The sequence below is a fragment of the Streptomyces sp. SYSU D01066-1 genome (assembly GCF_054956795.1).
This window is the reverse complement of sequence record NZ_JBUDHV010000014.1, coordinates 140,239-164,793: the sequence shown is the minus strand read 5'-3', so window position 1 is coordinate 164,793 and position 24,555 is coordinate 140,239. Positions and strand designations below refer to the sequence as shown.

25 protein-coding genes and 1 pseudogene are annotated in these 24,555 nt (G+C 70.6%); 12 read left to right on the top strand and 14 right to left on the bottom strand.

Annotated elements, in window-relative coordinates; genetic code table 11:
• Positions 1-25: 25 nt before the first annotated feature.
• The 6 genes from ACY1JF_RS16460 to ACY1JF_RS16435 all read right to left on the bottom strand — a co-directional run bounded on the left by ACY1JF_RS16460 (position 26) and on the right by ACY1JF_RS16435 (position 6,855).
• Positions 26-1,078, bottom strand: coding sequence for a glycosyltransferase family protein (locus ACY1JF_RS16460; RefSeq protein ID WP_462705868.1), 1,053 nt, complete (start codon positions 1,076-1,078; stop codon positions 26-28).
• Positions 1,075-2,793 carry a carbamoyltransferase family protein gene (locus ACY1JF_RS16455; protein ID WP_462705867.1) on the bottom strand — a complete coding sequence of 573 codons (1,719 nt, stop codon included), beginning with the start codon at positions 2,791-2,793 and terminating at the stop codon, positions 1,075-1,077. Before ACY1JF_RS16455 ends, ACY1JF_RS16460 begins: the two co-directional genes overlap by 4 nt.
• Positions 2,794-2,801: 8 nt before the next feature.
• Positions 2,802-3,752, bottom strand: a complete 951-nt coding sequence (locus ACY1JF_RS16450; RefSeq protein WP_462705866.1) for a thymidylate synthase — start codon at positions 3,750-3,752, stop codon at positions 2,802-2,804.
• The gene (locus tag ACY1JF_RS16445) at positions 3,749-5,590 is read right to left on the bottom strand and encodes a hypothetical protein (RefSeq protein WP_462705865.1); all 1,842 of its coding nucleotides are present in this window, start codon (positions 5,588-5,590) and stop codon (positions 3,749-3,751) included. The genes ACY1JF_RS16450 and ACY1JF_RS16445 overlap by 4 nt, the downstream gene beginning before the upstream one ends.
• Before the next feature lie 8 nt (positions 5,591-5,598).
• Positions 5,599-6,306, bottom strand: coding sequence for an HAD family hydrolase (locus tag ACY1JF_RS16440; RefSeq protein ID WP_462705864.1), 708 nt, complete (start codon positions 6,304-6,306; stop codon positions 5,599-5,601).
• Between the two features lie 111 nt (positions 6,307-6,417).
• A complete protein-coding gene (locus ACY1JF_RS16435; RefSeq protein WP_462705887.1) occupies positions 6,418-6,855 on the bottom strand; it encodes an ATP-binding protein in 438 nt (145 codons plus the stop codon).
• Positions 6,856-7,102: 247 nt separating this feature from the next.
• Between ACY1JF_RS16435 and ACY1JF_RS16430 the strand changes: the two genes are divergently transcribed.
• On the top strand, positions 7,103-8,347 hold the full coding sequence (locus ACY1JF_RS16430) for a helix-turn-helix domain-containing protein (RefSeq protein WP_462705863.1): 1,245 nt from the start codon (positions 7,103-7,105) through the stop codon (positions 8,345-8,347).
• Positions 8,348-8,404: 57 nt separating this feature from the next.
• On the opposite strand, the gene cutA is transcribed toward ACY1JF_RS16430, so the two are convergent.
• The 5 genes from cutA to ACY1JF_RS16405 all read right to left on the bottom strand — a co-directional run bounded on the left by cutA (position 8,405) and on the right by ACY1JF_RS16405 (position 13,353).
• Complete coding sequence (cutA, locus tag ACY1JF_RS16425) at positions 8,405-8,731, bottom strand: divalent-cation tolerance protein CutA (RefSeq protein WP_462705862.1); 327 nt, start codon at positions 8,729-8,731, stop codon at positions 8,405-8,407.
• Between the two features lie 231 nt (positions 8,732-8,962).
• Positions 8,963-10,687 (bottom strand): relaxase/mobilization nuclease domain-containing protein, encoded by a 1,725-nt coding sequence (locus tag ACY1JF_RS16420; protein WP_462705861.1) that lies wholly within the window; start codon positions 10,685-10,687, stop codon positions 8,963-8,965.
• A complete protein-coding gene (locus ACY1JF_RS16415; RefSeq protein WP_462705860.1) occupies positions 10,684-11,310 on the bottom strand; it encodes a hypothetical protein in 627 nt (208 codons plus the stop codon). Before ACY1JF_RS16415 ends, ACY1JF_RS16420 begins: the two co-directional genes overlap by 4 nt.
• Before the next feature lie 454 nt (positions 11,311-11,764).
• Positions 11,765-12,460 carry an ATP-binding protein gene (locus tag ACY1JF_RS16410; protein ID WP_462705886.1) on the bottom strand — a complete coding sequence of 232 codons (696 nt, stop codon included), beginning with the start codon at positions 12,458-12,460 and terminating at the stop codon, positions 11,765-11,767.
• A 2-nt stretch (positions 12,461-12,462) separates the two neighbouring features.
• The gene (locus ACY1JF_RS16405) at positions 12,463-13,353 is read right to left on the bottom strand and encodes a hypothetical protein (protein ID WP_462705885.1); all 891 of its coding nucleotides are present in this window, start codon (positions 13,351-13,353) and stop codon (positions 12,463-12,465) included.
• Between the two features lie 254 nt (positions 13,354-13,607).
• Between ACY1JF_RS16405 and ACY1JF_RS16400 the strand changes: the two genes are divergently transcribed.
• From ACY1JF_RS16400 to ACY1JF_RS16375, 6 genes and pseudogenes are all read left to right on the top strand, one after another.
• Complete coding sequence (locus tag ACY1JF_RS16400) at positions 13,608-13,871, top strand: helix-turn-helix domain-containing protein (RefSeq protein WP_462705859.1); 264 nt, start codon at positions 13,608-13,610, stop codon at positions 13,869-13,871.
• A gap of 260 nt (positions 13,872-14,131) precedes the next feature.
• A complete protein-coding gene (locus ACY1JF_RS16395) occupies positions 14,132-14,377 on the top strand; it encodes a helix-turn-helix transcriptional regulator (RefSeq protein WP_462705858.1) in 246 nt (81 codons plus the stop codon).
• 18 nt (positions 14,378-14,395) lie between these two features.
• Positions 14,396-14,776 (top strand): annotated as a pseudogene (locus ACY1JF_RS16390) (hypothetical protein); the annotation flags it as partial.
• 126 nt (positions 14,777-14,902) lie between these two features.
• Positions 14,903-15,754, top strand: a complete 852-nt coding sequence (locus tag ACY1JF_RS16385) for a tyrosine-type recombinase/integrase (protein ID WP_462705857.1) — start codon at positions 14,903-14,905, stop codon at positions 15,752-15,754.
• Between the two features lie 27 nt (positions 15,755-15,781).
• Entirely contained in the window at positions 15,782-16,708 is a 927-nt protein-coding gene (locus ACY1JF_RS16380) for a HipA family kinase (RefSeq protein WP_462705856.1), read from the top strand.
• Entirely contained in the window at positions 16,705-16,995 is a 291-nt protein-coding gene (locus tag ACY1JF_RS16375) for an Rdx family protein (RefSeq protein ID WP_462705855.1), read from the top strand. Before ACY1JF_RS16380 ends, ACY1JF_RS16375 begins: the two co-directional genes overlap by 4 nt.
• 1 nt (position 16,996) lies before the next feature.
• Here the strand turns inward: ACY1JF_RS16375 and aceB are convergent, their stop codons facing one another.
• Both aceB and ACY1JF_RS16365 read right to left on the bottom strand, forming a co-directional pair.
• Positions 16,997-18,619: a malate synthase A gene (gene aceB, locus ACY1JF_RS16370; protein WP_462705854.1), complete on the bottom strand. Its 1,623-nt coding sequence runs from the start codon at positions 18,617-18,619 to the stop codon at positions 16,997-16,999.
• A gap of 107 nt (positions 18,620-18,726) precedes the next feature.
• Positions 18,727-19,326 carry a nucleotidyltransferase family protein gene (locus ACY1JF_RS16365; protein WP_462705853.1) on the bottom strand — a complete coding sequence of 200 codons (600 nt, stop codon included), beginning with the start codon at positions 19,324-19,326 and terminating at the stop codon, positions 18,727-18,729.
• A gap of 237 nt (positions 19,327-19,563) precedes the next feature.
• Between ACY1JF_RS16365 and ACY1JF_RS16360 the strand changes: the two genes are divergently transcribed.
• Positions 19,564-19,878: a DUF5955 family protein gene (locus ACY1JF_RS16360; protein ID WP_462705852.1), complete on the top strand. Its 315-nt coding sequence runs from the start codon at positions 19,564-19,566 to the stop codon at positions 19,876-19,878.
• 144 nt (positions 19,879-20,022) lie between these two features.
• Here the strand turns inward: ACY1JF_RS16360 and ACY1JF_RS16355 are convergent, their stop codons facing one another.
• Positions 20,023-20,829, bottom strand: a complete 807-nt coding sequence (locus ACY1JF_RS16355) for an IclR family transcriptional regulator (RefSeq protein ID WP_462705851.1) — start codon at positions 20,827-20,829, stop codon at positions 20,023-20,025.
• A gap of 692 nt (positions 20,830-21,521) precedes the next feature.
• On the opposite strand from ACY1JF_RS16355, the gene ACY1JF_RS16350 reads away from it, so the two are divergent.
• From ACY1JF_RS16350 to ACY1JF_RS16335, 4 genes are all read left to right on the top strand, one after another.
• Positions 21,522-22,148, top strand: a complete 627-nt coding sequence (locus ACY1JF_RS16350) for a dihydrofolate reductase family protein (RefSeq protein WP_462705850.1) — start codon at positions 21,522-21,524, stop codon at positions 22,146-22,148.
• A 153-nt stretch (positions 22,149-22,301) separates the two neighbouring features.
• Entirely contained in the window at positions 22,302-22,484 is a 183-nt protein-coding gene (locus tag ACY1JF_RS16345) for a hypothetical protein (RefSeq protein ID WP_462705849.1), read from the top strand.
• A 221-nt stretch (positions 22,485-22,705) separates the two neighbouring features.
• Positions 22,706-23,098 (top strand): ribonuclease domain-containing protein, encoded by a 393-nt coding sequence (locus ACY1JF_RS16340; protein ID WP_462705848.1) that lies wholly within the window; start codon positions 22,706-22,708, stop codon positions 23,096-23,098.
• A 458-nt stretch (positions 23,099-23,556) separates the two neighbouring features.
• The gene (locus ACY1JF_RS16335) at positions 23,557-24,321 is read left to right on the top strand and encodes a GntR family transcriptional regulator (protein ID WP_462705847.1); all 765 of its coding nucleotides are present in this window, start codon (positions 23,557-23,559) and stop codon (positions 24,319-24,321) included.
• The last annotated feature ends 234 nt before the right edge of the window (positions 24,322-24,555 follow it).

Sequence of the window (24,555 nt, the reverse complement as noted above, 5' to 3'; positions counted from 1 at the left end):
TTCTTGGCCAGCCGAGCGGTCTGCATCAGGCAGCTCCCCGTTCGGCCGCGGTGGCCTCGACGAGCCCGTGCACGACGGATTCCAGGGTGTCGACCTGTTTACTCAGGTCGAACAGGCTCAGGCGGTCCACACACGCGGCGATCAGGTCGGCGTGCTGCTGGGTGCCGGCGATCTTGCGGAGGTGGGGGAGGTATTCGAGTACGTCCCGGCCGGAACGCACGACCAGCTCACGCGGGACGAAACGGTCGGCGAAGCGGATGTCTGCCGGGACCAGGGGGAGACACCCGGCGAGCACTGCCTCGAAGATGCGCTGGGTCATCTGCCCGACGCGGGCATACCGCTCGGGCAGCATGAGCACCGTGGCCAGAGACCGGCCGTAGACGCCGGCGGTGGCCTCGAACGGGACCCGGCCAACGAAGCGGACATGCGGCCAGCGATCGGTCTTCGTCCATTTCCCGGCGACCAGGTGATCGACGTGGGCGGCGGCCGGGGCGAAGAAGCGATCGAAGGGCTCGTCGCGGTCGTACTGGTTGCCCACGTAGCCGAGCACGAGGTCCCGCCGTTGTGCGGCGAGGGCCACTGGGTCCGCCTGGGCGATGAGGTCCTCGGCTACGGGGAAGAGCAGGGAGTGTGCGCCGTGGGCCGGCGCGAGTGCGGCCTCGCAGACGAGAGCGTGGGCCGTACGTCGCCATACGCTATCGGCCTGCAGCGTGCGGTCCTTGTCCCAGATCACGGTGGGCGTACGGTGCCGCACTGTGTAGTGGTTGACGAGCTGGGCCTGCCGGTGCAGGTCGCACGTGTGCCCCTCGGTCCCGCAGACCGTGGTGTTGCGGCCGGGAATCACCCAGCGCCATTCCAGGAACAAGACATCGATGCCGGGGGTGCCTTCGTCGAAGGTGTACGCGTTGCCGAGGTCGTCGCCGGCTTCCAGGCGGTCGCGGTCGGCCTGCAGGAAGACGATGTCGTGACCGCGGGCGAGGAGGGCGTCGACGAAGGGGCGGCGGTGGCTGCGGCCCCCGTCCGGGGTGTCGGTGACGCCGTTGCCGAGGAAGCCCCAGAAGCTGTAACCGATCTTCACTTGGTGATCCACCGCCCTTCGAGGAGCAGGGCGTCGAGTCCGGAGTTGGCCAGGCACTCCAGTGCCATTTCGGGTGTCCCGCAGATCGGCTTGCCCTTGACGTTGAGAGAGGTGTTGATCAATACGGGTACGCCGGTGCGGCGACCGAAGGCGGTCAGGACCGCGTGCACGAACGGGTTCTGCCTCCTGGTCACGGTCTGGAGACGCGAGGTGCCGTTCTCGTGCACGACGGCCGGCACGAGCTCACGCGTCTTGTCCGTCACCCCGGAGGTCATGGACATGTACGGCGCCGGTTGGCCGAGTGTGAAGAACTCGGCAGCGCGTTCGGCCGGAACCATGGGAGCAAAGGGCCGGAATGGTTCGCGGAACTTCACGGTGGCGTTCAGGCGCTGCACGACGCCGGGCTCCAGCGGCGAGGCGAGGATCGAGCGGTTGCCCAGGGCACGCGGTCCGGCTTCGACGGCACCCTGGAACAGTCCGGTGATCGTGCCGTGGGCCAGCTGGTCGGCGAGGAACTCGGCGGTCTCGATACTCAGGGCTTTCTGGCGGAGGCCGGGCCAGGGTGTGAGGTCGAGGGGCTGGTCCTCGTAGGAAGGACCGAGGTAGCAGGTGCGGGCGATGCCGGCGGCCGGGTGAGGGTTGCGTCGGTCGACGTGCACGGCGAGGGCGGCGCCGATCGCCGTTCCGGCGTCACCTGGTGCCGGCGGCACGAAGACCTCGTCGAAGATGCCGGACTCGATGATCTTCCCGATGCTCAGGCAGTTCGTGGCGACACCACCTCCGACGCACAGACGCCGGCAGCCGGTGAGCACACGGGCACGGCGGGCGAGGTGCACCATCACCTGCTCGGTCCGCTCCTGGAGGGCAGCCGCCAGATCTCGGTGGACGTCCGCGAGAGGCTCGGTCGGGTGCCGCTCGGGGCAGGTCTCGGCGACGAATCGCCGAGATGTCCTTGAGTACCCCGATGTGAGGGTGCGCGTGGGGAAGTAACCGGGGTCGATATGGAAGCCCGTAGCTGTCATGCGGACGGCCCTTGCGAACAGGCGGCGGAAGCGAGCGGGGTCGCCGAGGGCAGCCAGCGCCATGACGGTGCCCTCCTCGTCGCCCCGCCGCCACCCCAGGTGCTCGGTGACAGCGCCGTACACGTACCCCAGGGAGGCCGGGTCGTTGATCGCTTCCAGCGTCTGGACACGGGGGTGACGAGTGCCGTGCCCGCGGGCGACTGTGGTGGTCTGCCGCTCGCCGAGGCTGTCGACCACGAGCACAGCGGCTTCCTCCCAGCCGGAGCCGGCGAAGGCGGTGAGCTGGTGGGCGCGGTGGTGCAGGACCGGACTGACGCGGGCAGAGGGGAATTGGCTACCGAGGAGCCGCAGTCGCCGCCGGGTACGTACGGCTACCTTGGCGAATCCGTGGGCACGCGCCATGCTCCGCTCGCGTGTTACCGGCGAGAACGCCATGCGCAGGGCGACGGGCGTCTCGGCGAGGTAGTGGGCGGGCTGGAAGTTGTAGGCGACGGCGTCCACGTCAGCGGCGCTCAGCTTGGCCCGGTCGAGCAGCCACCCGATGGCGCGGGCCGGAAAGAGCTTGGTGTGCTTCTGCTCGGTGAGGCGCTCCTCCTCGACGAAGCCGACGAGTTCACCGTCCACGAGAAGGGCGGCCGACGAGTCGTGGGTGTACGAGCACAGGCCGAGGACGACGAAAGGTGTGCGCTTCATGACGGCCGTCACCTCGCCCCGGCCGTCGCGGCGCGCACGGCCGAGCGCCGCTTCAGCTCTCTGTACCAGGCGGTGAGGGCCTCCCCCAGAGGCCCGTCGATCGTGTCGGCCGCGCCCCATGCCTGCTCGTGATCGCCGTCCTTCCACAGGCGGTAGCTGCGCAGCGTCCCGGCCATTGCGTCCCAGCCGGGGTGGCCGGTCACGTCGCGGGCCTCGACCTGGGCGAGCAGGTCGGCGAAGCCCACCCAGGGCGTTCGCAGGTCGGGCATGAGCGGGCTCGCCGAGAGCGAAGTCAGTACGTCGGCCTGCTCCACGTGTTCGTCGTAGATGTGCAGCGAGCCGACGTGCAGGTGGAACTCGCCCAACTCCGCGTCGAGCCACCCGGCGACCAACTCGTGCAGCACGGTGTAGAAGAACACGTCGTACGGCATGCCGACCCACACGTCCTGGCCGCGCATCATGGTCGCCATATGCAGGCGCCCGGCACGCAGGTGGAACCGGAAACCGAGTGTGCAGGGCACGTCCCTGTGCCCGGCGGAGTCGCGGGCCGGATCGTAGAGCTGGATCACGGCTCGACGGGAGTCGGGATCCGCCTGGAGGATCTCCACGACACGGGCCAGTTGGTCCACCTTGCCGGCCCAGTTCCGCATTCGGGGTCCGTACGCACCGAGGAGGACGCCGTCGTCGGCGTACTGCCGCAGGCGTTCGTTGTAGTCGAAGATCCACGAGGCGTCGGATCCGGACAGGTGCCAGACCGTCTCGGCGACCGCGAAGGCCGGGTTCACGATCCGGGACGGTGGTGCGTAGAGCAGGCGGGCGCGCGGCTGGGTGAGCAGCAGGTGGACGTCACGGACTTCGCGGGTTGCCATGCCCCGAGGGCTGACCTCCTGGCCGGACTTGGCCAGCGCGACAGCGCCGGAGAACAGCTCGGCCATGTTGTCAGCGGTGAGATGTGTCATCGGACGGATGCCTCCTGGTCCTGGGGCGACGCAGAGGCGCCCGAATCGTGATGGATGGAAATGGACGACCTGGCGGTGGACGCGGCGCGGTCGGTGATGAGACGAGCGATCCGAGCCGCGCTGTCACCGCGCCATCGGCACACCGCGTCCAGGGCCTTTTGAGGGACGGGCGTACGGGGTTCACGCAGTGCGAGCAGTGCTTCGGCGACGTCACCGGCGTCGTGGCACCGGGTCGCGAGACCGTGACCGGCCAGGTCCAGCGTGCGTTCACCCGGCGGGCCGATTTCAAGGACCGGGACGCCGAGCAGCGCGGCTTCGATACCGCACGTCGAATACGCGCTCGCCAGGGCGTCGGCGCCGGCGATGCAGCCCCGCGCACCGACCCGGGGATCGGCCACGGCAACGAGCGGCCCGCCATCCCGCTGCAAGACAGAGGTGAAGGCATCGGCGCCCTGCGCCGGGTGCGGAGCGACGATGAGTCCCCAGTCGCCATTCGCCCTGCCGAGTCCATCCAGGAGGAGGTCCGCATGGGACTTGAGGTGATCGAGGCTGAACGGCTGGCAGGCCCACACCGCTATCCGGGCGGGTGCGCGGCGGCCACCTGGAGCAAGCAGCTTCTCCAGGTACCGCCGCTGCGCCTCGCGGCCCAGGCCGGCCAGTACGTCGAAGCGGGGCTGTCCGAGTACATGCACCTCGGCGGCGGTGTGGCGTACCCACGCTCGACCGAGAGCGAGGTCTCGTTCGCCCATGACGACGATGTCGCGGCTGTGCAGGGCCGGCCAGGCCGCCGAGTCCGCCGTCCACGCCCCGTGCTGGACGTGAACCGAGTTCGCGCCGTGTCGGTCGGCGGCGTGCGCGGCCAGTACGCCGAGAGGACTGGTGTCGTTGCTCAGGAGGACGGTGTGCGGCCGGGTCGTCGACAGCACGTCGTCCAGCCAGCTCTCCGCCTGCAACAGGGCCTGCCACGAAGGCTGTGTGCAGCCACCGCTGGTCTCGAACAGCACAGACAAAAGGCGGACGAGCCGGACGAGTTGCACACCGTGTCCTGCAACGTGGACGACGTGCTCGTCATCGGGTTGATGTAGGCCCTCAGCGGTGCCGGAGAGGACGAAGAGGTTGCTCGGTGCCGAGCGCACTTCGTTGTCTGTGACCGATTCCGCGGTGCACCGCTCTGCGGGATCGGTGGCGAGATCGAGCAGGAGATTCTTCTGTCCGTCGCGGGCCAGTTCGGTGAGAACCGGCATCAACGTGTCGGCGTGGCGGGAGGTCCAGGACAGCGCGATGACGTCCTGCCGTCCGAGGTTCGAGGGACGTGGGATCGGCTCCGTGTTCGCAGTGCCGGTGCCGGTGCGGGTGCGGGTGCGTAGCCGGGCGGAGCGGGTCGGGTTGTGCGGTGCCGCAGCCCCGAGCAGGTACGCGATGCCGGACCAAGTCACGGTGTAGGCCAGGTACTCTCGCGAGCTGCTCGAACGCAGTCCCACAAGTCCCTCGTACGGAGCCAGAGCCAAGGGTCCCGGCGCCGAAGCGAACGGCTCCCAGGCGTTCAGGGACAGGAGCTTGCGCACGATCTCGGCAACGAAGCGTCGCACCGGAACATGCTGGACATGAAGCCAGCCGGCTCCGCCCGGAGTGGAGGCGAGCGAGGCGCCGTAGCGGTCGAGAGAAGCCATGGCATCCTCGACGCAAGCGCGCAACTCTTGGCGGTCGACGGTCGTGGCTTCCAGTTCCGAGGTGTGGACGTGGTCGGTACTCGCGTGTACCAGGGCGCCGCTGCCGACGAGATCCCACGTCGGTTTCCCGGGGAAGGCGGAGCGGACCAGGCCCAGACCACCCGTCATACGGGGACTCACGCCGAACTCCCCTCGACGAGCGGCTCGGCGGGGCGGAGAAGGCGCCGCAGTTCCTTGGGCGAAGCGGCAGCCTCGGGGGCGGGGGAGGTGGGCCGCCCGTACCCCCACCCAGCGTGGATGTAGGCGACCCCGGCACGGGCGGCGGATTCCTGGTCGACCGCCATGTCCCCTACGTACACGGCTGCAGCGGGATCGACCCCCAGATCGACCAAGGCGAGGAGGAGCGGGTCCGGGGCCGGCTTTGTCCGGCCCGATCCGGCGGGGGTTCGGATGGTCGCGAAGGGACATCCGAGGCGCGCGAGAAGCGGGGCCGCGCGGTCGACGTGCTTCGACGTCACCACGCCCAGCCGCCAGTTCGCGGCCACGAAGGCGTGGAGTATCTCGACGATGCCGGTGAATACCTGCGCGAGGTGCGCCGCGCCGACGGATTCCGTTTCGTATGTCCGGCGGACTGTCTCGGTGTCAGTCACGCCCAGTCGCTGCATGATGTCGCCGAATTCGCGCCCCAGGTGGCACTCGTAGTCGTGGAACGGGACGGCGATGTCGTGCAGCTCTTGGACCTTGCGCCACGCCTTTCGCATCACTGGGCGGGTGTCGAGCAGGACACCGTCGAGGTCGAGAAGAAGGGCGCGTGACGTGCTGTCGCCGGCTGAGGAAGTGCGCGGGGGCGGAGCCGGTGGCGATTGCGGGGTGGGAACGGTCATGGTCGTCCTTGTCATCTGGGGGGGCACACCTTGCTGTCAGGGGTGGCGTGCCAAAGTCCGAGTCACCGCTGGCACACCGGGAGAGGAACCTTGTCTTCCTCCTTGACGTGATCAGAGTGGTGGCACACCCGAGTCGGATCCACGGGGATCAGGGCGTCGGTTCAAGGGTGGTTGCGTCGTACGGTGACATCGGGGTGCCTCCGTATGAGTGGGGATGACCGCGTATGTAGTCCGGCCGCCGTCGGCCACGCCCCACCGGAACGACACGCACTCGACAAGGAGCAGTCCTCGTCCACCGTGGTCGTTGGCGCCTGTACGTCGTCGCCTGGCCGGGGCGCAGCTGCCGTCTTTGACCTCGATGCGGAGCTGGTAGTGGTCGTGCCATACCCGCAACCGCACATCCCCGGAGCCGTGGCTGATCGCGTTGGTCACCAACTCCGAGACGACGAGCTGGGCGTCTTCCGCCGGGCCCGCCGGCAACGCCCACTGACTCAGCACAGTGACTGTGGTGCCTCGCGCTTGAGCGACGTGGACACTCGCCGGCTCCATGACCATCTCGAAAACGCCAGACGTCAGCGGGCACCCCGAGGGCGAGCTGGCGACGACAGTGTCCCCGCCGTCGTCCATCTCGGGTCGGGGCGACGATGGTGCCCGGTGCGTGGTCATGTGCCTATCGCACCGTGGCCTCGCGTCCCGGAACAGGGGAAACCCGAGGGGGAAATCTTTGTCAAGGGGGAAACTGAAAGGCGGAGTTGGGGAGAGGATTGAGCCGCCCCCACTGATAGAGGTCAGACTCATGGCATCAGATCCGTTCGCCGAGCTACTCCGGCAGCTGCGTCGTAACGCGGACCGATCGCAGGACGAGCAGGCGGATGCCATCAATGCGGCCTCCGGCCGGGCGACGGTGACTCGCCGTGAGGTGAGTCGGTACGAGAACGGTGAAAACGTCCCTACGAACCACACGCTGGGACATATTGCTGTGGCCTGTGGCGTCCCGTTGGAACCCCTGCTGCGCGAGGCGAAGGCCGCCCGAGCCAGGCGGCGACGGAGGGACGAGGTTGAACGGGAGGATCTGGACGACGTGAAGCGCCGAACGCTGCTGGGGGGTGCCGTCGTCGGCTCAGCTGCGGCTGCCGAGCCATGGGGGCGACTCGCCTACGCGCTCAGCAAGGGGACCATGATCGACCCTGAGTCGGCGGGCGTGCTCATCGATCATGCGGCCCGGTTGCACGTGGACGAGCTGAGCGAAAGCGCGCGCAGTCTGCAGAATCGGGTCGAGTCGCACCTGGACGCGATCACTGCGGCTCTGCCCCGTGCCGGCACCCACGAGCGAGCGCTGACCATTGCAGCGGGGGAAACCGCAGCCCTTGCCGGGTGGGTCGCTTGGGATCTCGGGGAGCATGACAAGGCTGCTGCCTATTACGGAGTGACCTCACAGTGCGCGAAGACGGCCGGGCACCCCCCTCTGCGCGCCTTGGCGCTGGGCTACGCGAGCTACGGTGCCGCCACTCCGGCCAAGGCGCTGAAGCTGCTGTCTCAGGCAGCTCAGGACGCGCGCGGGCGCGGCAACGCGACTGCTGCCGCATGGGCCTTGGGACGGTATGCGGAGGAAGCGGCTCAAGCAGGGGACGACGCTGGTGCTCTCCGGGCGCTGGAACAGGCTCACTTCGCATACGACTTCGCCGACTACAGGAGTGAGCAGGCGTGGGTCCGCTTTGTGACGCCGTACCGGATGGACTCGCTGACGCTCTCGGTGTACGGCGAACTCAAGCGCCAAGAGCTGACGGCCACAGCCGACTCCGCGGTCGAGCGTCTGGGCAAGGAGTTGCCCGACTCCGGAGTGGTTGTCCTCGGGGACTTGGCGTCTGCCCTTCTGCGCGGTGGCGACATAGACCGCGGGGTCTACGTCGCACACCAATTCGCAGCGGCAGCGGAGTCCAAGCCGAACACCATGGGACGTCAGCGGGCGCAGGCCATCGCCGCCCGGCTCCCCGACACGGAGCGTGATCTGGCCAGCCATCTGCTGGCGTTCGCGTCGTGAGCCGTCCCTGGCGTGCGATCTTGCTGAGGGCGAGGTACTGGGTGGCGTGCCCGCCCTCTACTGCGGGTGCGTCTCGTCGACCACCCAGGACAGGTATGCCTCAGACCCTCCGGTCACGGGCAGCGTGACCCACTGGGGGACGTCATACGGGTGCCTCTCATGCAGCCATGCTTTCAGTGCTGGGAGGCGGTCCGTCGACGTCATGTACGAAATTCGCCACTCCTGTGCCGATTCCACCTTGCCCTTCCACCAGTAGAAGGCGGTGATGGGCGCATCGATGTGAACGCCTGCTGCCAGCTTGCTTTCCACCGCGCCCCGGGCGAGAGCCTTCGCCTGATCTTCGTTGTCACTGGTCGTCTGGGCGATCACGATCTCGTGGTCCATACGGCTACCTCTCCGGCTGGGGTACCGCGACCCTATCCAGATGCCCGACGCAGGTCGGCGGGTGGTAGTCACCAAATGCATGCCATGTGCTTCCGAAAGCCAGAGGGCGCGCTCCGCGTCGGCACTGGAAGGTGAATCCCGCGAACAGAGTGAGACGTCATTCCGGTCGAGGCGCGTCCAGAGGCCGAACAACGGAGTCGCACAGGGATGTGCGTCAGACTGCAGCGCGAGTCACGGTTGGCGTCCTGGCCTCCGAGGATCTCGTCGGCCCAGCGGGACTGCTGGTGCCGTTGAGATGAGGGCTCCGGGGGCGGTGGTGCTTGTGCTGGCGGACAGCTCTGCGACCCGGCGGAGTCGCCACACGAGTACGTCGCTGATGGAGTCCGCCGTGCCGAGCTCGCGTCGCACCGCTGCTTCGCACAGGAGGGTTGCCGGGTCGTGGCCGACGGCTTCGATATCAGCGAGGGTGGCAGCGAGGGCGTACCAGCCCGGTTCGGCGAGGATTCGCCCGGCCAGTTCTGGTACGGCCTCGTGCACCACCGTGCGCTGCCGCAGCAGCCAGGTGCGACTCATCTGTCGGCCGCGCCGGTACAGGTCGCCGAAGGGTTGGGCGGCTGCGGTTTGGTAGGCGGCTATCAGGTGTTCCGCGGCTCGGTGTGCGGCGTCGGCCTGCTGGGCGTGGCGCTTCTTGGCGTGCCAGTGGCCGATCGCGGTGATGAGGAAGAACAACATGTCGATCGCCATCGCCGTCGTCGCTCCGTCTTCACCGCGGCCGAGGACGGGGCCGCCGTGGGCGAGGTCGCGGGCGGCCTGGCGCAGTGCGCGGTCGTGTCCGCGCTCGGCACGGACGTGGGAGCGGGAGGCCCGCTCGAAGGCGCGGGCGGCGTCGCGCAGTGCGGGGCGGGTGTGAGCGGCGGACGTCTGTGCCAGTGCGTCGAGGACCTCACCGGCTGCGGCGATGTGTCCGGCGACCACCGTGTCCTCGCCGTGCTCGACGACCAGGAGTGACTGCCAGGCAGCCGAAGCGGTGCGCCGACGGGCAGCAGCTGCGGTGGGCGGTGTCTCGCGTGCGGTCAGGGCGGTAAAGCTAGGGGATGCGGCATCACCTCGGGCGGAAGCGTCGGTGGTCCAGCGTTCTCGAATACGAGGGAGGGACAGGTCCGGCGCGAGGCGCGCGCCGGGGTAAAAGACGGGTTCGCCGTCTTTGTTGCGGTCACCGGGCAGGGCGACCTTGTAGCCGAGCAGGTCGCCGGAGGGCGCGGCCCGCTTGCGGATGAGCAGGCCGCAGGCGGCCAGTCGGTCGAAGAACTCCTTCTCGCTCTCTGCGCCGGCCACCGCCCGGCGTACCGTCTCGCGCAGTTCCTCCCGCGCGGTGCGTTCCCGGCCCAGGCGTTCGGCCTTGTGCCGCTCGGCGCTGGTGGGCCGCTGGGCGGCCGTACCGTCACCGGGCGTGACCCGGTGCAGGCCGTACTCCTTCTCGATCAACCGGCATTCGGTCTGGGCGCGTTTGCCGGAGCGGTAGTCGTCGGGCCGGCTGCCGTCCTCGCAGACCAGGGTGGCGATGATGTGGATATGGTCGTCGGCGTGGCGCACGGCGGCCCAGCGGCATCCGGGCTGGCCGTCGCCGGGGTCGATGCCGGTGGCGGCCACGATGCGCCGGGCGATCTCACCCCATTCCTCGTCGCTCAGTATCCGGTCGTCTGCGGTCGCGCGCACGGAGGTGTGCCAGACGTGCTTGGCGGGGCGGGCGTGCTCGGGCAGCGCCTGCACGGGCTGGTCGAGCATGGTTTGCAGGTCTTTGAGCGTGGCGGTGGGGTCGCGGCCGGGGTCGGGAGACATGCCGTCGAAGGAAGCGACGAGGTGAGGGTCGGTGTGCTCCTCGCGTTTGCCGGGCCCGTAGAGATAGATGAGCAGGCCGAGCGTTCGGGAGCCGGGCGCGTGGACACGGGGGATCACGGGGTGCGCCGCTCGATCAGTCGGGTGCAGGCTTCGTGGACAGCGTCGGCGGCGCGTTGCACGGCGGCTACGGCTGCCCACAGTTGTGGGGTGGCCTCGGCACCGGTGTTTAGGGCCTTGACTGCCTGGTTAAGATTGCTGCCGGCCCAGCCGAGCTTGCGCCGGCTGTCGAACAGGACGGTGATCACCTCTCGCTCGTCGGCGACTTCGGCGCTGGTGCGATCAAGGTCACGGGCAGCGGCGAGGGCGGAGCGGGCGAGGAAGCCGGCAACGGACAGGTTGCAGCGGGCGGCGGCGGACTTGATCACGGCGAACTCGTCGTCGTTGAGACGTGTGTTGGGCTGATGCAGGCGCTTCTTCTCGCGCGGCTGACGTGGACGCTGACGGGCGCGGGCGGCGTGCTCGTGGCGACTGGGGTGCTTGGTCGGCTTCTCCTCCTGCTCCGGCTTCGATCCGCCCTCGGTCGATGCCGATACCTGCGCCTCCCGGTGCGGGTCTCTTCCCGCTCCTCCTGGGGCGGAGTCGGCGGAAGCTACGCTTCCGCCCCAACTTGCTCCGCCTGGGGCCGGGACGGCCTTGCTGTGGTGTGCGTCGTCGGTGGTCTGCGGATGCGGTTGATGCATGGAGTCCTTCGAAGCGGGTTTTTGGTGGCGGTGGAAGGTGTGAGGGGGTTTCTGGGCGTCCGGCCGGTCCCCAACCGGCGCTGCCTGAGGTTCGGGGGCCGTGGTCCCCACTGTGTTCTTCCGGTCCCCGGTCCCCGGTCCCCGGTCCCCGGTCCCCGGTCCCCGGTCCCCGGTCCCCGGTCCCCGGTCCCCGGTCCCCGGTCCCCGGTCCCCGGTCCGTTGGGGACCCGTCCCCGTGGCTGCCTCCGGTCCCCGCGTGATGGTCGGGTTCGGTCCCGGGACGGTCCCGCTGTGGTCGGCGGTCGGTCTCGTTGAGGGATGGGACGGTTCCCAATGCTGACGGCGGACGTCTCCCTGGACCGGTCCCCACTGTGGCCGTGCACCGTCCCCGCTCTGCTGCGCTCGGTCCCCGAGGGGGCTCGGCGCTCGTCGCGGCTCGTTGGGAGGCGAGGCATCACCCGGGGTTACGGCGTCGGCGGTCGGGACCGCCCAGGATGACGCGTTCGGCCATTTCGGCGAGGCGGGAGGCGACGCGGTCGCCGAGGGTGGCGCGGAGTTCGTCGGTGGGGAGGTTGGTGGTGATGAGGGTGGGGAGCAGATGCTCGTAGCGGTGGTTGATGAGCCGGTAGGTCAGCTCCTCGGTCCACTCGCTAGTCTTGGCGGCGCCGAGGTCGTCCAGGAGCAGCAGCGGGCTGCGGGCCAGAGTCTGCAACTCGCGCTCGGTGTCCTGGCCGGCGCGGGGCCGCAGGCGGGCGTGTAGGTCGGCGCTGGTAACGGCTTCCCACCGCAGCCGGACACCGCGGGCGAGGAGGGCGCGGACGGCGCCGTACGCCTGGTGGGTCTTGCCGGTGCCGGTGGGGCCGGCGATCAGCAGGGAGCCGCCCTCGGCGATGCCGGGTGCGCCAGCCGGACCGGGGCGCCCGGCTCGGGCGATCCGGTCGGCCCAGGCGGTGATCTGAGGGTGGTCGGCGAGCGCGCCGCGGTAGCGCGCGGGTATGCGGGCATCGGCCAGATGCAGCGCTGAGATCGGTTCGTCCGGCGGGGCCACCGTGGCCTCCGGATCGAGGCCGCGGGCGGTGAGAATCGCTTCGAGTCGGTTGGCCAGGGCACCGACGGGCTGCGGCGGGCACCCGCGGCTGGTGGTGGTGATGTTCACAGCTGGCCTCCGTAGGCCGCCGTGGTGTCGGCGGGATTGGTCCACGCCTGGTGCGGGGTGCTGCGCGAAGTGCCCGCGTTCATCACCTCGTTGACGAGGCTGGGCAGGGTGCTGGGGTGCAGTCCCTTGGTCCGCTGTAGCACCAGCGCGGCGCGGATGCGGTCGGGCGCTATGCCGTCCGCGAGCAGGGTGCGGACCTCGCGTCCCAGGTGTCCCAGGAAGCTGGAGGGCGGGCGCTCGGCACATGCGGCGATGTACTCGCCGATGAGGGTTTTGGCCGAGACGGTCGCGGGCGCGGGGGCGCTTGCGCCCCCCGAAGGGGTAGATCCTAGATCCATGATCCTAGGTCCTAGATCCGGACCGTGAGGGCTCAGGGAGTCCTCGGTGAGCCCTCCTTGCGTCGGTGGTGAGGGCTCACTGCCAGCCTCCTGAACAGGACTTTCCCCGACGGGCGAGGCCGCCGCCTTACCTTCGTGAGCACTCACGGAGGGTTCCGTGAGGTCTCCGGGAGCCCTCGGTGAGGGCTCAGGGACGCGACCGAGGTCGTGGAGCGGGCAGTCGGGGTGGCGTACGCCGCTGGGCCGGTTGATCTTCTGGTGGCGGGCGAAGGTGACGATGTGCAGATATCGCTTGCCGTCGCCGCCCTGGTAGCGGCAGATCAGCCCGGCGTTGTGCAGTTGGGTGAGGTCGTCCTCGACGCCGAGGGGACCGTGGTCGGGGCGCAGTGACCACAACAGGCCGGCGATGACCGCGGCCTGGTCGCGGAAGCGGCCGCGGTCGTCGGCCTGCGTGAGCAGCCCGAAGAAGGTCCGCTCGGCGGAGAGGGACACCATAGCCAGCGACTCGGAGGCGAACGCTTCGGGCTTGATGGTGCGGATACGGGCGATGTCGATCGACCACCTTCGTCGTTACTCGGAGCACTTTCCGGCATCGTGCCGGGCGTGTGGACAACACAGCCACACCCACGGCACACAAGTCCAGAGTTGGCTCTAAAACTCTGTAGTACTCGCCCCGGGACCGACACGGCATAAACCGGAAACGGTGACGGAAACAGGGGTCGGATACCGGCCCCTCCCGTGCATCGCTTACGGCAGACACCGAATCGCTTCCCGAGATCGGGAAAGCAAGCTACAACAAAAAAATGCCGCCACGACCCCTCGAAATAGGCCCCGCCGGACAAGCCGCCGCCCAGGCCATCGCGTGCTTGCGCACTGCCTGCGGCTACTCGCAGCGCCGGCTCGCCGACCGCGTCACCGCCCTTGGGCGACCTCTCACCTTCACCCAGCTCTCGCGTATCGAACGCCAGGTCCGACGCTGTGACGTCGATGACCTCACGGCCATCGCCGCAGCTCTCGGGGTCGCGCCGCAGACACTCCTCGGGGATGGCGCCGCGCGTCATGGCTGAGCAAGCGGCGCAACATAGCCGACGATCGCCGGTTGGCCAAACCGGCGGTCCTCCGGACCATTGATGTGTCCCCGGCAGTCGCGTCTTTCCCTTTCGAGTTCCCATCCCCTTACCTGAGTGAGGGAACTATCCCGCCGACCCACCCACACTCGAATGCTCGCCAAGTGTGACTGCCCTGCCCCCAGCAGAGGTATTGAATGCCCATCGCTCGGTCCTCCGTTCCGCCTGCCGCTGCTCCGCTATTGCAAGCTGCCGCTTTCTTGAACGTCAAGGGAGCTGCCGAATACCTCGGCCTGTCCCCGCACACCCTCTATGTCTGGCGCCACCGGCGGCAGGGACCACCCAGCTTCCGGATGGGCCCCCGCGGGCGCGTCATGTACCGGCGGAGCGCCCTCGATGCCTGGGTCCGTGAACAGGAGCGGTCCGACTCCCGCTCCACTCCCGAGCTGAGTCCTCTCAGCACACCCCCGCAGCAGCGCCCCGACCGCGACCGCCGCAGCGTCTGATGTACCGCCTCATCGCACCTGCCTGCTCAACCGAACGCTTCCGAGGAGGAGACGGCCCTGGCCGGCTACATAGAAGACCGTTGGATCAAGAAGAGGAAGGACCCCGTCACCGGCAAGCGCGAGCGGACCGCGCGCTACGGTTCCGGGAAGCGGTACAAGGTCGCCGGCATCCCCGGCGTCCGGGACCGTTCGTTCGAGACACTGGAGGACGCCAAGGCGTGGCTGCGCCGGGCGGCCACCGACGAGGAGCGCGGCGAGTTCGTCGACCCGCGGGACGGATCGATCACCCTGGCCGACTACATCACGCAGCACTGGGCGCCAGGGCGGGCGGGCGCTCCGAAGACCCAGGACAACCAGGAGCGGCGAACGCGCCTCCATATCGTCCCGCACCTGGGTCATCTGCCGCTCAGGAGCATTACGGCGGCCGACCTGCGTGCCTACATCGCGAGGCTGGACGATGTCGTCGTCTCGGTCGACTACCGCCGTGGCATCTTGTCCGAGCTGTCCTCCATCCTGGAAGCGGCCGTGGACGACAAGCGACTCGCCGCCAACCCCATGCGCGCGAAGTCCGTGCGGTGGCCCCGGGCCGAGCAGGAGCGCCGCGAGGCATGGTCGCTGGAGACCGCACTGCGCGTCCGCGACGTCATCAGTCCGCGTAACCGGATCGCCGTCGTGCTCGGGCTCGGCTGCGGGCTCCGGCAGGGCGAGGTGTTCGGGCTCAGCCCCGAGGACATCGACTTCGGACGCGGTGTAATCCGTGTCCGACGCCAGGTCCAGGCGATCAAGGGAAGGCTGTACTACACCCTGCCGAAGGGCAAGAAGACCCGCGTCGTCGACATGCCCCCCATGGTGGCCGAAGAGCTCAAGCGCCACATCGAGGCGTTCCCCCCGGGGGAAGTCGAGTTGCCCTGGGGGAAGCCGGAGGCCGCGCAACGGAGGAAGTACTCCCTGCTGCTCACCACCCGCTACGGCAACGCCATCGCGGTGAACACATGGAACACCTACACCTGGAAGCCCGCGCTGGCCAAGGCCGGCGTCATCCAGCCCCAGGCCGAGGGAGCGAAGCAGTGGCAGTGGGAGGCGGCCCCGCAGGACGGCTTCCACGTACTGCGGCACACCTTCGCCTCGATCATGTTGGAGGCGGGGGAGTCCGTGGTAACTGTGGCCCGCTGGCTGGGGCACTCCTCACCGGCGATCACCCTCGGTTACTATGCACACTTCATGCCAGAGGCTGGCAGCAAGGGACGCGCGGCCATCGACGGACTGCTGGGGAGGACGGGGAACCGCATGGCGAACCAAACTCCCCAGATTCTCCCCACGGCCGATCCCGGAAGGCCCCGCCCCAGAAACAGTCCGGGAGGCGGCCGTGGAATGTAAGGCTGAGGGGGTAGATTGGCTGCGGACATGCTGAGACAGGTCACCGCCACCCGCTACGTCGAACCCCTCACCTCCGGCGGTTCCGTCCCCGCGCTCGTCGAGGCCGACGACCTCGGGATCTACGTGGTGAAGTTCACCGGCTCCGCCCAGGGCCGCAGGGCGCTGGTCGCCGAGGTGATCGTCGGTGAGCTGGCGCGGGCGCTGGGGCTGCGCTTCCCCGAACTGGTGCTGGTCGACTTCGACCCGGCGATCGCCGAGCGCGAGCCGCACCAGGAGGTGCGCGAGCTCCACCGGGTCAGCGCCGGCGTCAACCTCGGCATGGATCATCTGCCGGGCGCCGCGGACTTCACCCCCGAGGCCGCCCGGACCTTCCCGGTCGATCCGCTGGAGGCCGGGCGGATCGTCTGGTTCGACGCCCTCACCGCCAACGTCGACCGCACGGTGCACAGCTCCAACCTGCTGATCTGGCCGACCCTCGGCACCGTACCGCCGCGGCTGTGGCTCATCGACCACGGCGCCGCCCTCGTCTTCCACCACCGCTGGGAGAGCGCCGACCCCGCCAAGGCGTACGACTTCCGCCACCACGCCCTGGGCCGCTACGCCCCCGACGTACGGGCCGCCGACGCGCAACTCGCGCCCCGGGTGACCGAACGGCTGCTCGGCGAGATCGCCGCCGAGGTCCCGGACGCCTGGCTGGCCGCCGAGGAGGGCTTCGCGAGCCCCGACGACACGCGCCGGGCCTACGTCGACCACCTCCACGCGCGCGTCCGGGCGTCCGCCGCCTGGCTCCCCGCCGACTTCCCCACCCGGGAGGAACTCGCCGCCGAGGACGCCCGACGCGCGGCCCGTGCCCGGCAGGGCCGCCCGGACTGGCTCAAACGCGTCCCCGACCTGCACGGCAAGCCGGCGGCGGCACAGGACTGGTCGGTACACCTCGAAGGAGGCCGCGGATGACGGACGACGGCGCACGGCGCGTGGAGATCGAGTACTGCACCCAGTGCCGCTGGCTGCCCCGGGCGGCCTGGCTGGCGCAGGAACTGCTCACCACCTTCGAGGCCGAGGTGAGCGAGGTCGCGCTGAAGCCCGGCACGGGCGGCGTCTTCGTCGTCCGGGCCGGCGGCGCGGTGGTCTGGGACCGCCGCGAGCAGGGCTTCCCGGAACCGACGGCCGTCAAGCGGGCGGTACGCGACCGCGTGGCCCCGGGGAAGACCCTGGGCCACGCGGAGAAGGCCGGCCGGTGACTCAGCCCTTGAGCCGCTCGTACGCCGGCAGGGTCAGGAAGTCCACGTAGTCGGCGTCGAGGGAGACCGTCAGCAGCAGGTCGTGGGCCTGCTGCCAGGCGCCGGAGGCGAACGCCTCCTCGCCGGCCCGCGCGCGGATGCCGGCCAGTTCCCGGGCGGCGATCTCGCGGACCAGTTCGGCGGTGACCCGTTCGCCGTTGTCGAGGACGACACCGGCGTTGGTCCACTGCCAGATCTGGGAGCGGGAGATCTCGGCGGTGGCCGCGTCCTCCATCAGGTTGAAGACGGCCACCGCGCCGTGGCCGCGCAGCCACGCCTCGATGTAGCGGATGCCGACCTGCACGGCGTTGACCAGGCCCGCGTGGGTCGGCCTGGCGTCCAGGGAGTCGATCGCGATCAGATCGGCCGCCTTGACGTCGACGTCCTCGCGCAGCCGGTCCTTCTGGTGCGGCCTGTCGCCGAGGACCTTGTCGAAGGACTCCATGGCGATCGGGACCAGGTCGGGGTGGGCGACCCAGGAGCCGTCGAAGCCGTCGGCGGCCTCGCGGTCCTTGTCGGCGCGGACCTTCTCGAAGGCGACCCTGTTGACCTCGGCGTCCCGGCGGGACGGGATGAACGCCGCCATGCCGCCGATCGCGTGCGCGCCGCGCTTGTGGCAGGTGCGGACGAGGAGTTCGGTGTACGCCCGCATGAACGGGGCGGTCATCGTCACCGCGTTGCGGTCCGGCAGCACGAACCTCTCGCCGCCGTCGCGGAAGTTCTTCACGATCGAGAAGAGGTAGTCCCAGCGGCCGGCGTTCAGGCCCGAGGCGTGGTCGCGCAGTTCGTAGAGGATCTCCTCCATCTCGTACGCGGCCGTGATCGTCTCGATCAGGACGGTGGCGCGGACGCTGCCCTGCGGGATGCCGACGTACTCCTGCGCGAAGACGAAGACCTCGTTCCAGAGGCGGGCCTCCAGGTGGGACTCCGTCTTGGGGAGGTAGAAGTACGGGCCCTTGCCCATGTCGAGGAGGCGCCGGGCGTTGTGGAAGAAGTACAGGCCGAAGTCGACCAGGGCGCCGGGGACCGGGGTGCCGTCGAGCCGCAGGTGGCGCTCGTCCAGGTGCCAGCCGCGGGGACGCATCACGACCGTGGCGAGTTCCGCGTCGGCCTTCAGGGCGTAGGACTTGCCCGTCCCGGCGTCCGTGAAGTCGATGTTCCGGGTGTGGGCGTCGATCAGGTTGAGCTGACCGAGGACGACGTTCTCCCAGGTGGGGGCCAAGGCGTCCTCGAAGTCGGCGAGCCAGACCCGGGCGCCGGAGTTCAGCGCGTTGACGGTCGTCCTGCGGTCGGTGGGACCGGTGATCTCGACCCGGCGGTCCTCCAGCGCGGCCGGGGCCGGGGCCACCTTCCAGGAGTCGTCCGCGCGGATCGCGGCGGTCTCCGGAAGGAAGTCCAGTGCGGAGGTGCGGGCGATCTCGGCGCGGCGCTCCGCGCGGCGGGCGAGGAGGGCGTCACGGCGGGGGGTGAACCGCCGGTGCAGCTCGGCCACGAAGGCGAGCGCCGCGTCGGTGAGGACCTCCTCCTGCCGGGGCAGGGGCCCGGCGCCGACGACGGCCAGCGGGGACGGCGCTGGTGCGGACATGAGCGGTCACTTCCTTCAGCGGGCGGCGACTTCTGAGCGATGGATAGTAGTTTCCTCATGGTGGAAGCTCAATGTCGCGTTGACGCCGGGACACCCGTCCGTCCGGTTCACTCCAGGTGGACGAGGTCCGCCTCGGTGTCGATGTCGTGGGGCCGCGCCACGTCCGCGCACTCGACGAGCGTGAGCCGCCGCGCGTGCGCCTTCAGATAGGCGCGGGCCCCCCGGTCCCCGGTGGCGGTCGCGGTGACGCCCGCCCAGTGCGCCGCGCCGAGCAGCACGGGATGCCCGCGTACGCCGTCGTAGGCGGCCGAGGCCAGTGACGTCTCGTCCCGGAAGGCGGCGCGGACCCGGGCCACCGCCTCGGCGCCGACGCCGGGCTGGTCGACCAGGCAGACGAGCGCGGCCCGCGCCCCCGTACCGGCCAGGGAGGCCAGCCCGGCGCGCAGCGAACCGCCCATGCCCTGCTCCCAGTCCGGGTTGTCCACCAGGACGCACCCGTCCAGAGCCGCCCGCGCGCGTACGGTGTCCGCCCGCGCCCCCAGAACGACGTGCACGCGGGCGCAGCCGCCCGCGCGCAGGGCGAGTACCGCATGCTCGGCCAGTGGCCGGCCGCGGTGTTCCAGCAGTGCCTTGGGGCGTCCGCCGAGCCGCCGCCCGCCGCCCGCCGCCAGCAGCACACCGGTGACCTGGTCTTCGTGCTTCTCCATGCGTCCTGCATACCGGAGTTCGGGACACGGAGCCCCGGTGGGCGAGGAATTTCGGAGCACTCGGTTTCGGCCCCCGCTGTGGCGCGTGCGTACCGGGTGGCGTTTACTGGCCCGCGTCCCCGGCGCCCGGCCGGCGCCGCCTGGGGCCGGGGGGCGGGAACGCGCGACGGCGCACGACGGGTGCGAGGCGGAGGGGACCGCGTGACGGCGCACGACGGGACGCGAGGGGGAGGGGCTGTGTTGCGGGGTGTGGGGCAGGACCGAGTGGCCGGCGGTGACCAGGACGTGCGGGTCGGGGAACTGCGGTCGGCGGTGGCCCGACTGCGCCGACGGCTCGCCGAGTTGCCGGCGGAGTTCCCCGATCGGGGCGTCGCCGAGGAGGAGCTGGCCGACCTCGCCGCGATGGCGGCCGTCGGTGTGCCGGAGGTGCCGCGGCTGCGCCGCTCCCTGCTGCTGCTCGCCGGCGCGATCGGCTCGGTCAGCGCCCTCTCGGCCGGCCTGACGGAGGTCCGGCACGCCGTGGAGCTCTTCGGGGAGCCGCCGCGGCCGTAGTGGGGTGGCTGTAGAGCTGTAGAGCTGGAGAGGGGTGGCTGTGGTCGGCGGCTGTGGTCGGGCAGTCGGGGTCGGGTGGCTGCGGTCGGACAGCCGGGATCGGGCGGCCGGGACCGGGCGGGTGGTGGTCGGGCCGCCGCGGCGTCAGGCCGCCGAGCCGCCGCCGGACGCCAGCAGTGTCTGGGACAGTTCCGCCGCCACCTGCCGCAGTACCGGCACGATCGCGGCGGTCGCCGCCTCGGTGACGCGGCCGGCCGGGCCGGAGATCGAGATGGCGGCGGCGGTGGGGGAGCCGGGCACGGGGACGGCCAGGCAGCGCACGCCGATCTCCTGCTCGTTGTCGTCGATCGCGTACCCCTGCCGCCGCACCTCCTCCAGCGCCGCCAGGAAGTCGTCCGGCGTGGTGATCGTCTTCTCCGTGGCGGCGGGCATCCCGGTGCGGGCCAGCAGCGCCCGCACCTCCTGCGGCGGGAAGGAGGCGAGCAGCGCCTTGCCCACGCCGGTGGAGTGCGGCAGCACCCGGCGGCCGACCTCGGTGAACATCCGCATCGAGTGCTTGGACGGCACCTGCGCCACGTAGACGATCTCGTCGCCGTCCAGCAGCGCCATGTTCGCCGTCTCGCCGGTCTCCTCGACCAGACGGGCCAGGTGCGGACGCGCCCATGTGCCCAGCAGCCGGGACGCCGACTCGCCCAGGCGGATCAGACGCGGGCCGAGCGCGTAGCGGCGGTTGGGCTGCTGGCGGACGTAGCCGCAGGCCACCAGGGTGCGCATCAGCCGGTGGATGGTGGGCAGCGGCAGCCCGCTGCTCACGGACAGCTCGCTCAGACCGACCTCGCCGCCCGCGTCCGCCATCCGTTCGAGCAGGTCGAAGGCGCGCTCCAGGGACTGGACGCCACCGCTCGCGGTGTGTTTGGCGGAGCCGGTGGTGCTGGCGCTGGACGTCGGCACGGCGCGTTCCTTTCGGGGCGGACGGGAGGGCAGAAGCCTACCCGGCGGCCGGTTGACTCCCTGCTCACTCATCACTCTTTTCCTGTGGGTGGACTAATGGTTCCACTCAGTGAAAATGCGCGGGGGTGCTGGCCGCCCGGTCCCGGGCGGGAGGGCCTCTTGGTGCCGGGCGGTGGGAGGGGAGGCTTCTTCAACAGCTCGTTGAAGCGCGCCCGGTGACGGAGAAGAAGCTCGGATGTCCGAAGCCGAACCGGTGCCGCGCTCCACGCGGGCCGTCACCCCGGAGCGGACACGCGCCGCGTCGATCCGGGACCGGCGGCACGATCACGGCCGTCCTGCCGTACGACGCCCCCGTCCCGCCCGGAGGACGCCGGCGACCGCTCCGTCCTCCCCGAGGAGGCCGTCGGCACGCACACGCGCGTGGACATCCTCCCCGGCGGCGGCAGCTCCCGCCTGCGTCTGTCCGGTGCCCTCACCGCGGACGGCGCGGCCCGGCCGGCCGCCCGCCACCCGGAACCGGGCGGCTGACCAGGTCGAACGACGACGGCACGGCCCGGTGGCCGGAACGCGTCTGTCCGCCTGGCCGCGCACGCCCCGGGAGAAGCGTCACCGGGAAGCGATGAATCGCGCGGACGGGAGGAGTCTGCCCTGGTGACAGCGGATCCACCGCACACGGAAGGCAGGTACCCGTCATGGGCAAGCTCGTCCTCACCACCTTCGTCACCCTCGACGGCGTCTACCAGGGCCCCGGCGGCCCCCAGGAGGACACCAGCGACGGCTTCACCCAGGGAGGCTGGACCGTCCCCTTCGACGACGAGGACTCCGGCCGTTTCATCGACGAGGTCTACGGCCGCGTCGGCGCCTTCCTCCTCGGGCGCCGCACGTATGACATCTTCGCCGCGTACTGGCCGAGGGTCACCGACCCCGCCGACCCGATCGCCGCCAAGCTGAACGGTCTGCCGAAGTACGTCGCCTCCACCACCCTCACCGGCCCCGGGTGGGCCGGCACCACCGTGCTCGGTGCCGACCTCGCCGGGGAGGTCGCCGCGGCCAAGGAGCGCACGGACGGCGAGATCCTGCTGCACGGCAGCGGCGTCCTCGCCCGCTCGCTGTTCGCGCTCGGCCTCGTCGACACCCTCCACCTGCTGACCTACCCCGTCGTCCTGGGCGCCGGGCGCCGCCTGTTCGAGGAGGGCGGCGTGCCGACCGCCTTCCGGCACACCGGCGGACGGACCACGGCGAAGGGGGTGAGCATCCAGTCGTACGAGCCGGCGGGCAGCCCCGAGTACGGCACGTACGAGCTTCCGGTGGACGGGTGACGCGGGGGCCGGGCCGGGTGCTCGTGCGAGACCGCGCGGGTGCCCGCTTGGGCAACTCCACGCCACCTGGGCGCACTTGCCGTGCCGTACGCCGTCTTCGTCGGCGGCTGATACCTCGGCCGGCCCCTGGAGGTCGTCGGCTGTGAACCGTACGTGCCTCCCGTCGCGGCCGACGCGCCGGAGTCGTTCGGGGAGGCGGGAGACGTCTCCGACACGCTGGTGTGGACGACGGGGAAAGCCCTCACCGCCGACATCGTCTCGGTGGAGGCCGTGGTGTCCTGCGACGGCGAGCCCCGCCCCCGCCTGCTGGCCCGGGTGACCGGCGACTGGCGCTGAGCGGCGGCGGACCGGCGGCGCGAAGGGGACGGCCGCGCGAAGGGGACGGCCGTGCGAAGGGGACGGCCGCGCGAAGGGGACGGCCGCGCGAAGGGGACGGCCGCGCGGCGGGGGTGGCCACGTGAACGGGTTAACCCCGTGAAAACTCATCGGACGTGACGGGAGAAAACTTCTTCCTTGTCATTGACATGACATCGTCTACGCGCGTCATCATGGTGGGCATGCGATTCCCCCCACACGCCGCCCGCGTCGGCGCGGCCGCCGCAGCCCTGGCCGCCCTGCTCGTGGGCGGCACCGTCTCCGCGACCGCCACCGCCGCCCCCTCGGCGGTCGGCAGCATCTGCTACAGCGACCTGCCCTCCCAGGCGCACGACACCCTCGACCTGATCGAACAGGGCGGTCCCTACCCGTTCGCACAGGACGGGGCCGTCTTCCAGAACCGCGAGGGCATCCTGCCCAGCCGGTCCAGCGGTTACTACCACGAGTACACGGTGATCACCCCCGGCTCCTCCACGCGCGGCGCCCGCCGCATCGTCACCGGGGAGGAGTACCAGGAGGACTACTACACCGCCGACCACTACGCCTCGTTCGACCTGGTCGACCACGGCTGCTGACGACCTGGCCGGCCACGGCCGCTGATCACCTGGTGCCACGTCCGCCGTCGGCCGCGGCGCACAGGGCGAAGCCCGGCACGAGGAGGGCGGCGTTCACGTGGATCCCGTAGCCGTCGAGGAAACCGATCCGCCGCACCGGGCCGACGCGCCAGGCGGTGAGCCCGTGCGGCAGACCGGCCGCCCCCTGGAAGGCGGCCAGGAACCCCGGTAGTCCCAGCGACTTCCTCGCACCCGCAGACTCTCGCCCCGCGGACCCCCCACCCACACCGGCCGCGGGGCGAGACCTTTTTGACGGAAGCGCCGGCCACCGTCCGCCCCGGCGGAGCGGCCGGACCCGGACCCCGCGCGGCCCGGCGGGCGGCCCCGGCCGACCGCCGCCACCGCTCCGCCTTCCGTCATGTCCGGACAACCGGACTACACGTCTTCCCGTCAACAGCTCACAGAGCTACGCTCGCCCCGTGCCGAAACCAGAAGCCGACCCGACCGCGACGCTCGACCTCGGGGTGGACCGGAGCAGTCCGGTGCCGCTGTACTTCCAGCTGTCGCAGCAGCTGGAGGCGGCCATCGAGCGCGGCGCCCTGACCCCGGGCAGTCTGCTGGGCAACGAGATCGAGCTGGCCGCCCGGCTCGGGCTGTCCCGGCCCACGGTCCGCCAGGCCATCCAGTCGCTGGTCGACAAGGGCCTGCTGGTGCGCCGCCGCGGCGTCGGCACCCAGGTCGTCCACAGCCGGGTCAAGCGCCCCCTGGAGCTGAGCAGCCTCTACGACGACCTGGCGGCGGCAGGACAGCGTCCCAGTACGAAGGTCCTGGTCAACGACGTCGTCCCGGCGACCGCCGAGATCGCCGCCGCGCTCGGGGTGGCCGAGGGGGACGAGGTCCACCACGTGGAGCGGCTGCGGCTGGCCCACGGCGAGCCCCTGGCGTACCTGTGCAACTACCTGCCGCCCGGCCTCCTCGACCTGGACACCGGCCGGCTGGAGGCGAGCGGGCTGTACCGGCTCATGCGCGGCGCGGGCATCACCCTGCACAGCGCCCGCCAGTCCATCGGCGCCCGTGCCGCCACCGCCGCCGAGGCCGAGCGGCTCGGCGAGGACGAGGGGGCCCCGCTGCTCACCATGGAGCGCGCCACGTACGACGACAGCGGTCGCGCGGTCGAGTACGGCGCCCATGCCTACCGGCCGTCCCGCTACTCGTTCGAGTTCCAGCTCCTCGTCCGGTCCTGAACCGCCGAGCCGCCGAGCCACCGCCGACCCGCTGTGTCGTGATGTCCGGACATGGCGTCCGGTACCCGCCCCCCGTGCGTCGTGCCCGGTGCCCGTGCCCGACAATAGGGCGTTTGGGTCGGTGGGGTCGCCGGGCCTCACGCGAGACAGAACCACCGCGGACCCCGCAAGGCACCGCACAGCGAGGCACCGCACAGCAAGGGATCGACAGCAGGACGGCACACCGCAGGACCA

Bases quoted from the DNA above. Each gene is read 5' to 3' on its own strand.
- ACY1JF_RS16455 (WP_462705867.1), bottom strand. From the start codon at position 2,793: ATGAAGCGCACACCTTTCGTCGTCCTCGGCCTGTGCTCGTACACCCAC.
- ACY1JF_RS16450 (WP_462705866.1), bottom strand. From the start codon at position 3,752: ATGACACATCTCACCGCTGACAACATGGCCGAGCTGTTCTCCGGCGCT.
- ACY1JF_RS16445 (WP_462705865.1), bottom strand. From the start codon at position 5,590: ATGACGGGTGGTCTGGGCCTGGTCCGCTCCGCCTTCCCCGGGAAACCG.
- ACY1JF_RS16440 (WP_462705864.1), bottom strand. From the start codon at position 6,306: ATGACCGTTCCCACCCCGCAATCGCCACCGGCTCCGCCCCCGCGCACT.
- ACY1JF_RS16435 (WP_462705887.1), bottom strand. From the start codon at position 6,855: ATGGAGCCGGCGAGTGTCCACGTCGCTCAAGCGCGAGGCACCACAGTC.
- ACY1JF_RS16430 (WP_462705863.1), top strand. From the start codon at position 7,103: ATGGCATCAGATCCGTTCGCCGAGCTACTCCGGCAGCTGCGTCGTAAC.
- cutA (WP_462705862.1), bottom strand. From the start codon at position 8,731: ATGGACCACGAGATCGTGATCGCCCAGACGACCAGTGACAACGAAGAT.
- ACY1JF_RS16415 (WP_462705860.1), bottom strand. From the start codon at position 11,310: ATGCATCAACCGCATCCGCAGACCACCGACGACGCACACCACAGCAAG.
- ACY1JF_RS16400 (WP_462705859.1), top strand. From the start codon at position 13,608: ATGCCGCCACGACCCCTCGAAATAGGCCCCGCCGGACAAGCCGCCGCC.
- ACY1JF_RS16380 (WP_462705856.1), top strand. From the start codon at position 15,782: ATGCTGAGACAGGTCACCGCCACCCGCTACGTCGAACCCCTCACCTCC.
- ACY1JF_RS16375 (WP_462705855.1), top strand. From the start codon at position 16,705: ATGACGGACGACGGCGCACGGCGCGTGGAGATCGAGTACTGCACCCAG.
- aceB (WP_462705854.1), bottom strand. From the start codon at position 18,619: ATGTCCGCACCAGCGCCGTCCCCGCTGGCCGTCGTCGGCGCCGGGCCC.
- ACY1JF_RS16365 (WP_462705853.1), bottom strand. From the start codon at position 19,326: ATGGAGAAGCACGAAGACCAGGTCACCGGTGTGCTGCTGGCGGCGGGC.
- ACY1JF_RS16350 (WP_462705850.1), top strand. From the start codon at position 21,522: ATGGGCAAGCTCGTCCTCACCACCTTCGTCACCCTCGACGGCGTCTAC.
- ACY1JF_RS16340 (WP_462705848.1), top strand. From the start codon at position 22,706: ATGCGATTCCCCCCACACGCCGCCCGCGTCGGCGCGGCCGCCGCAGCC.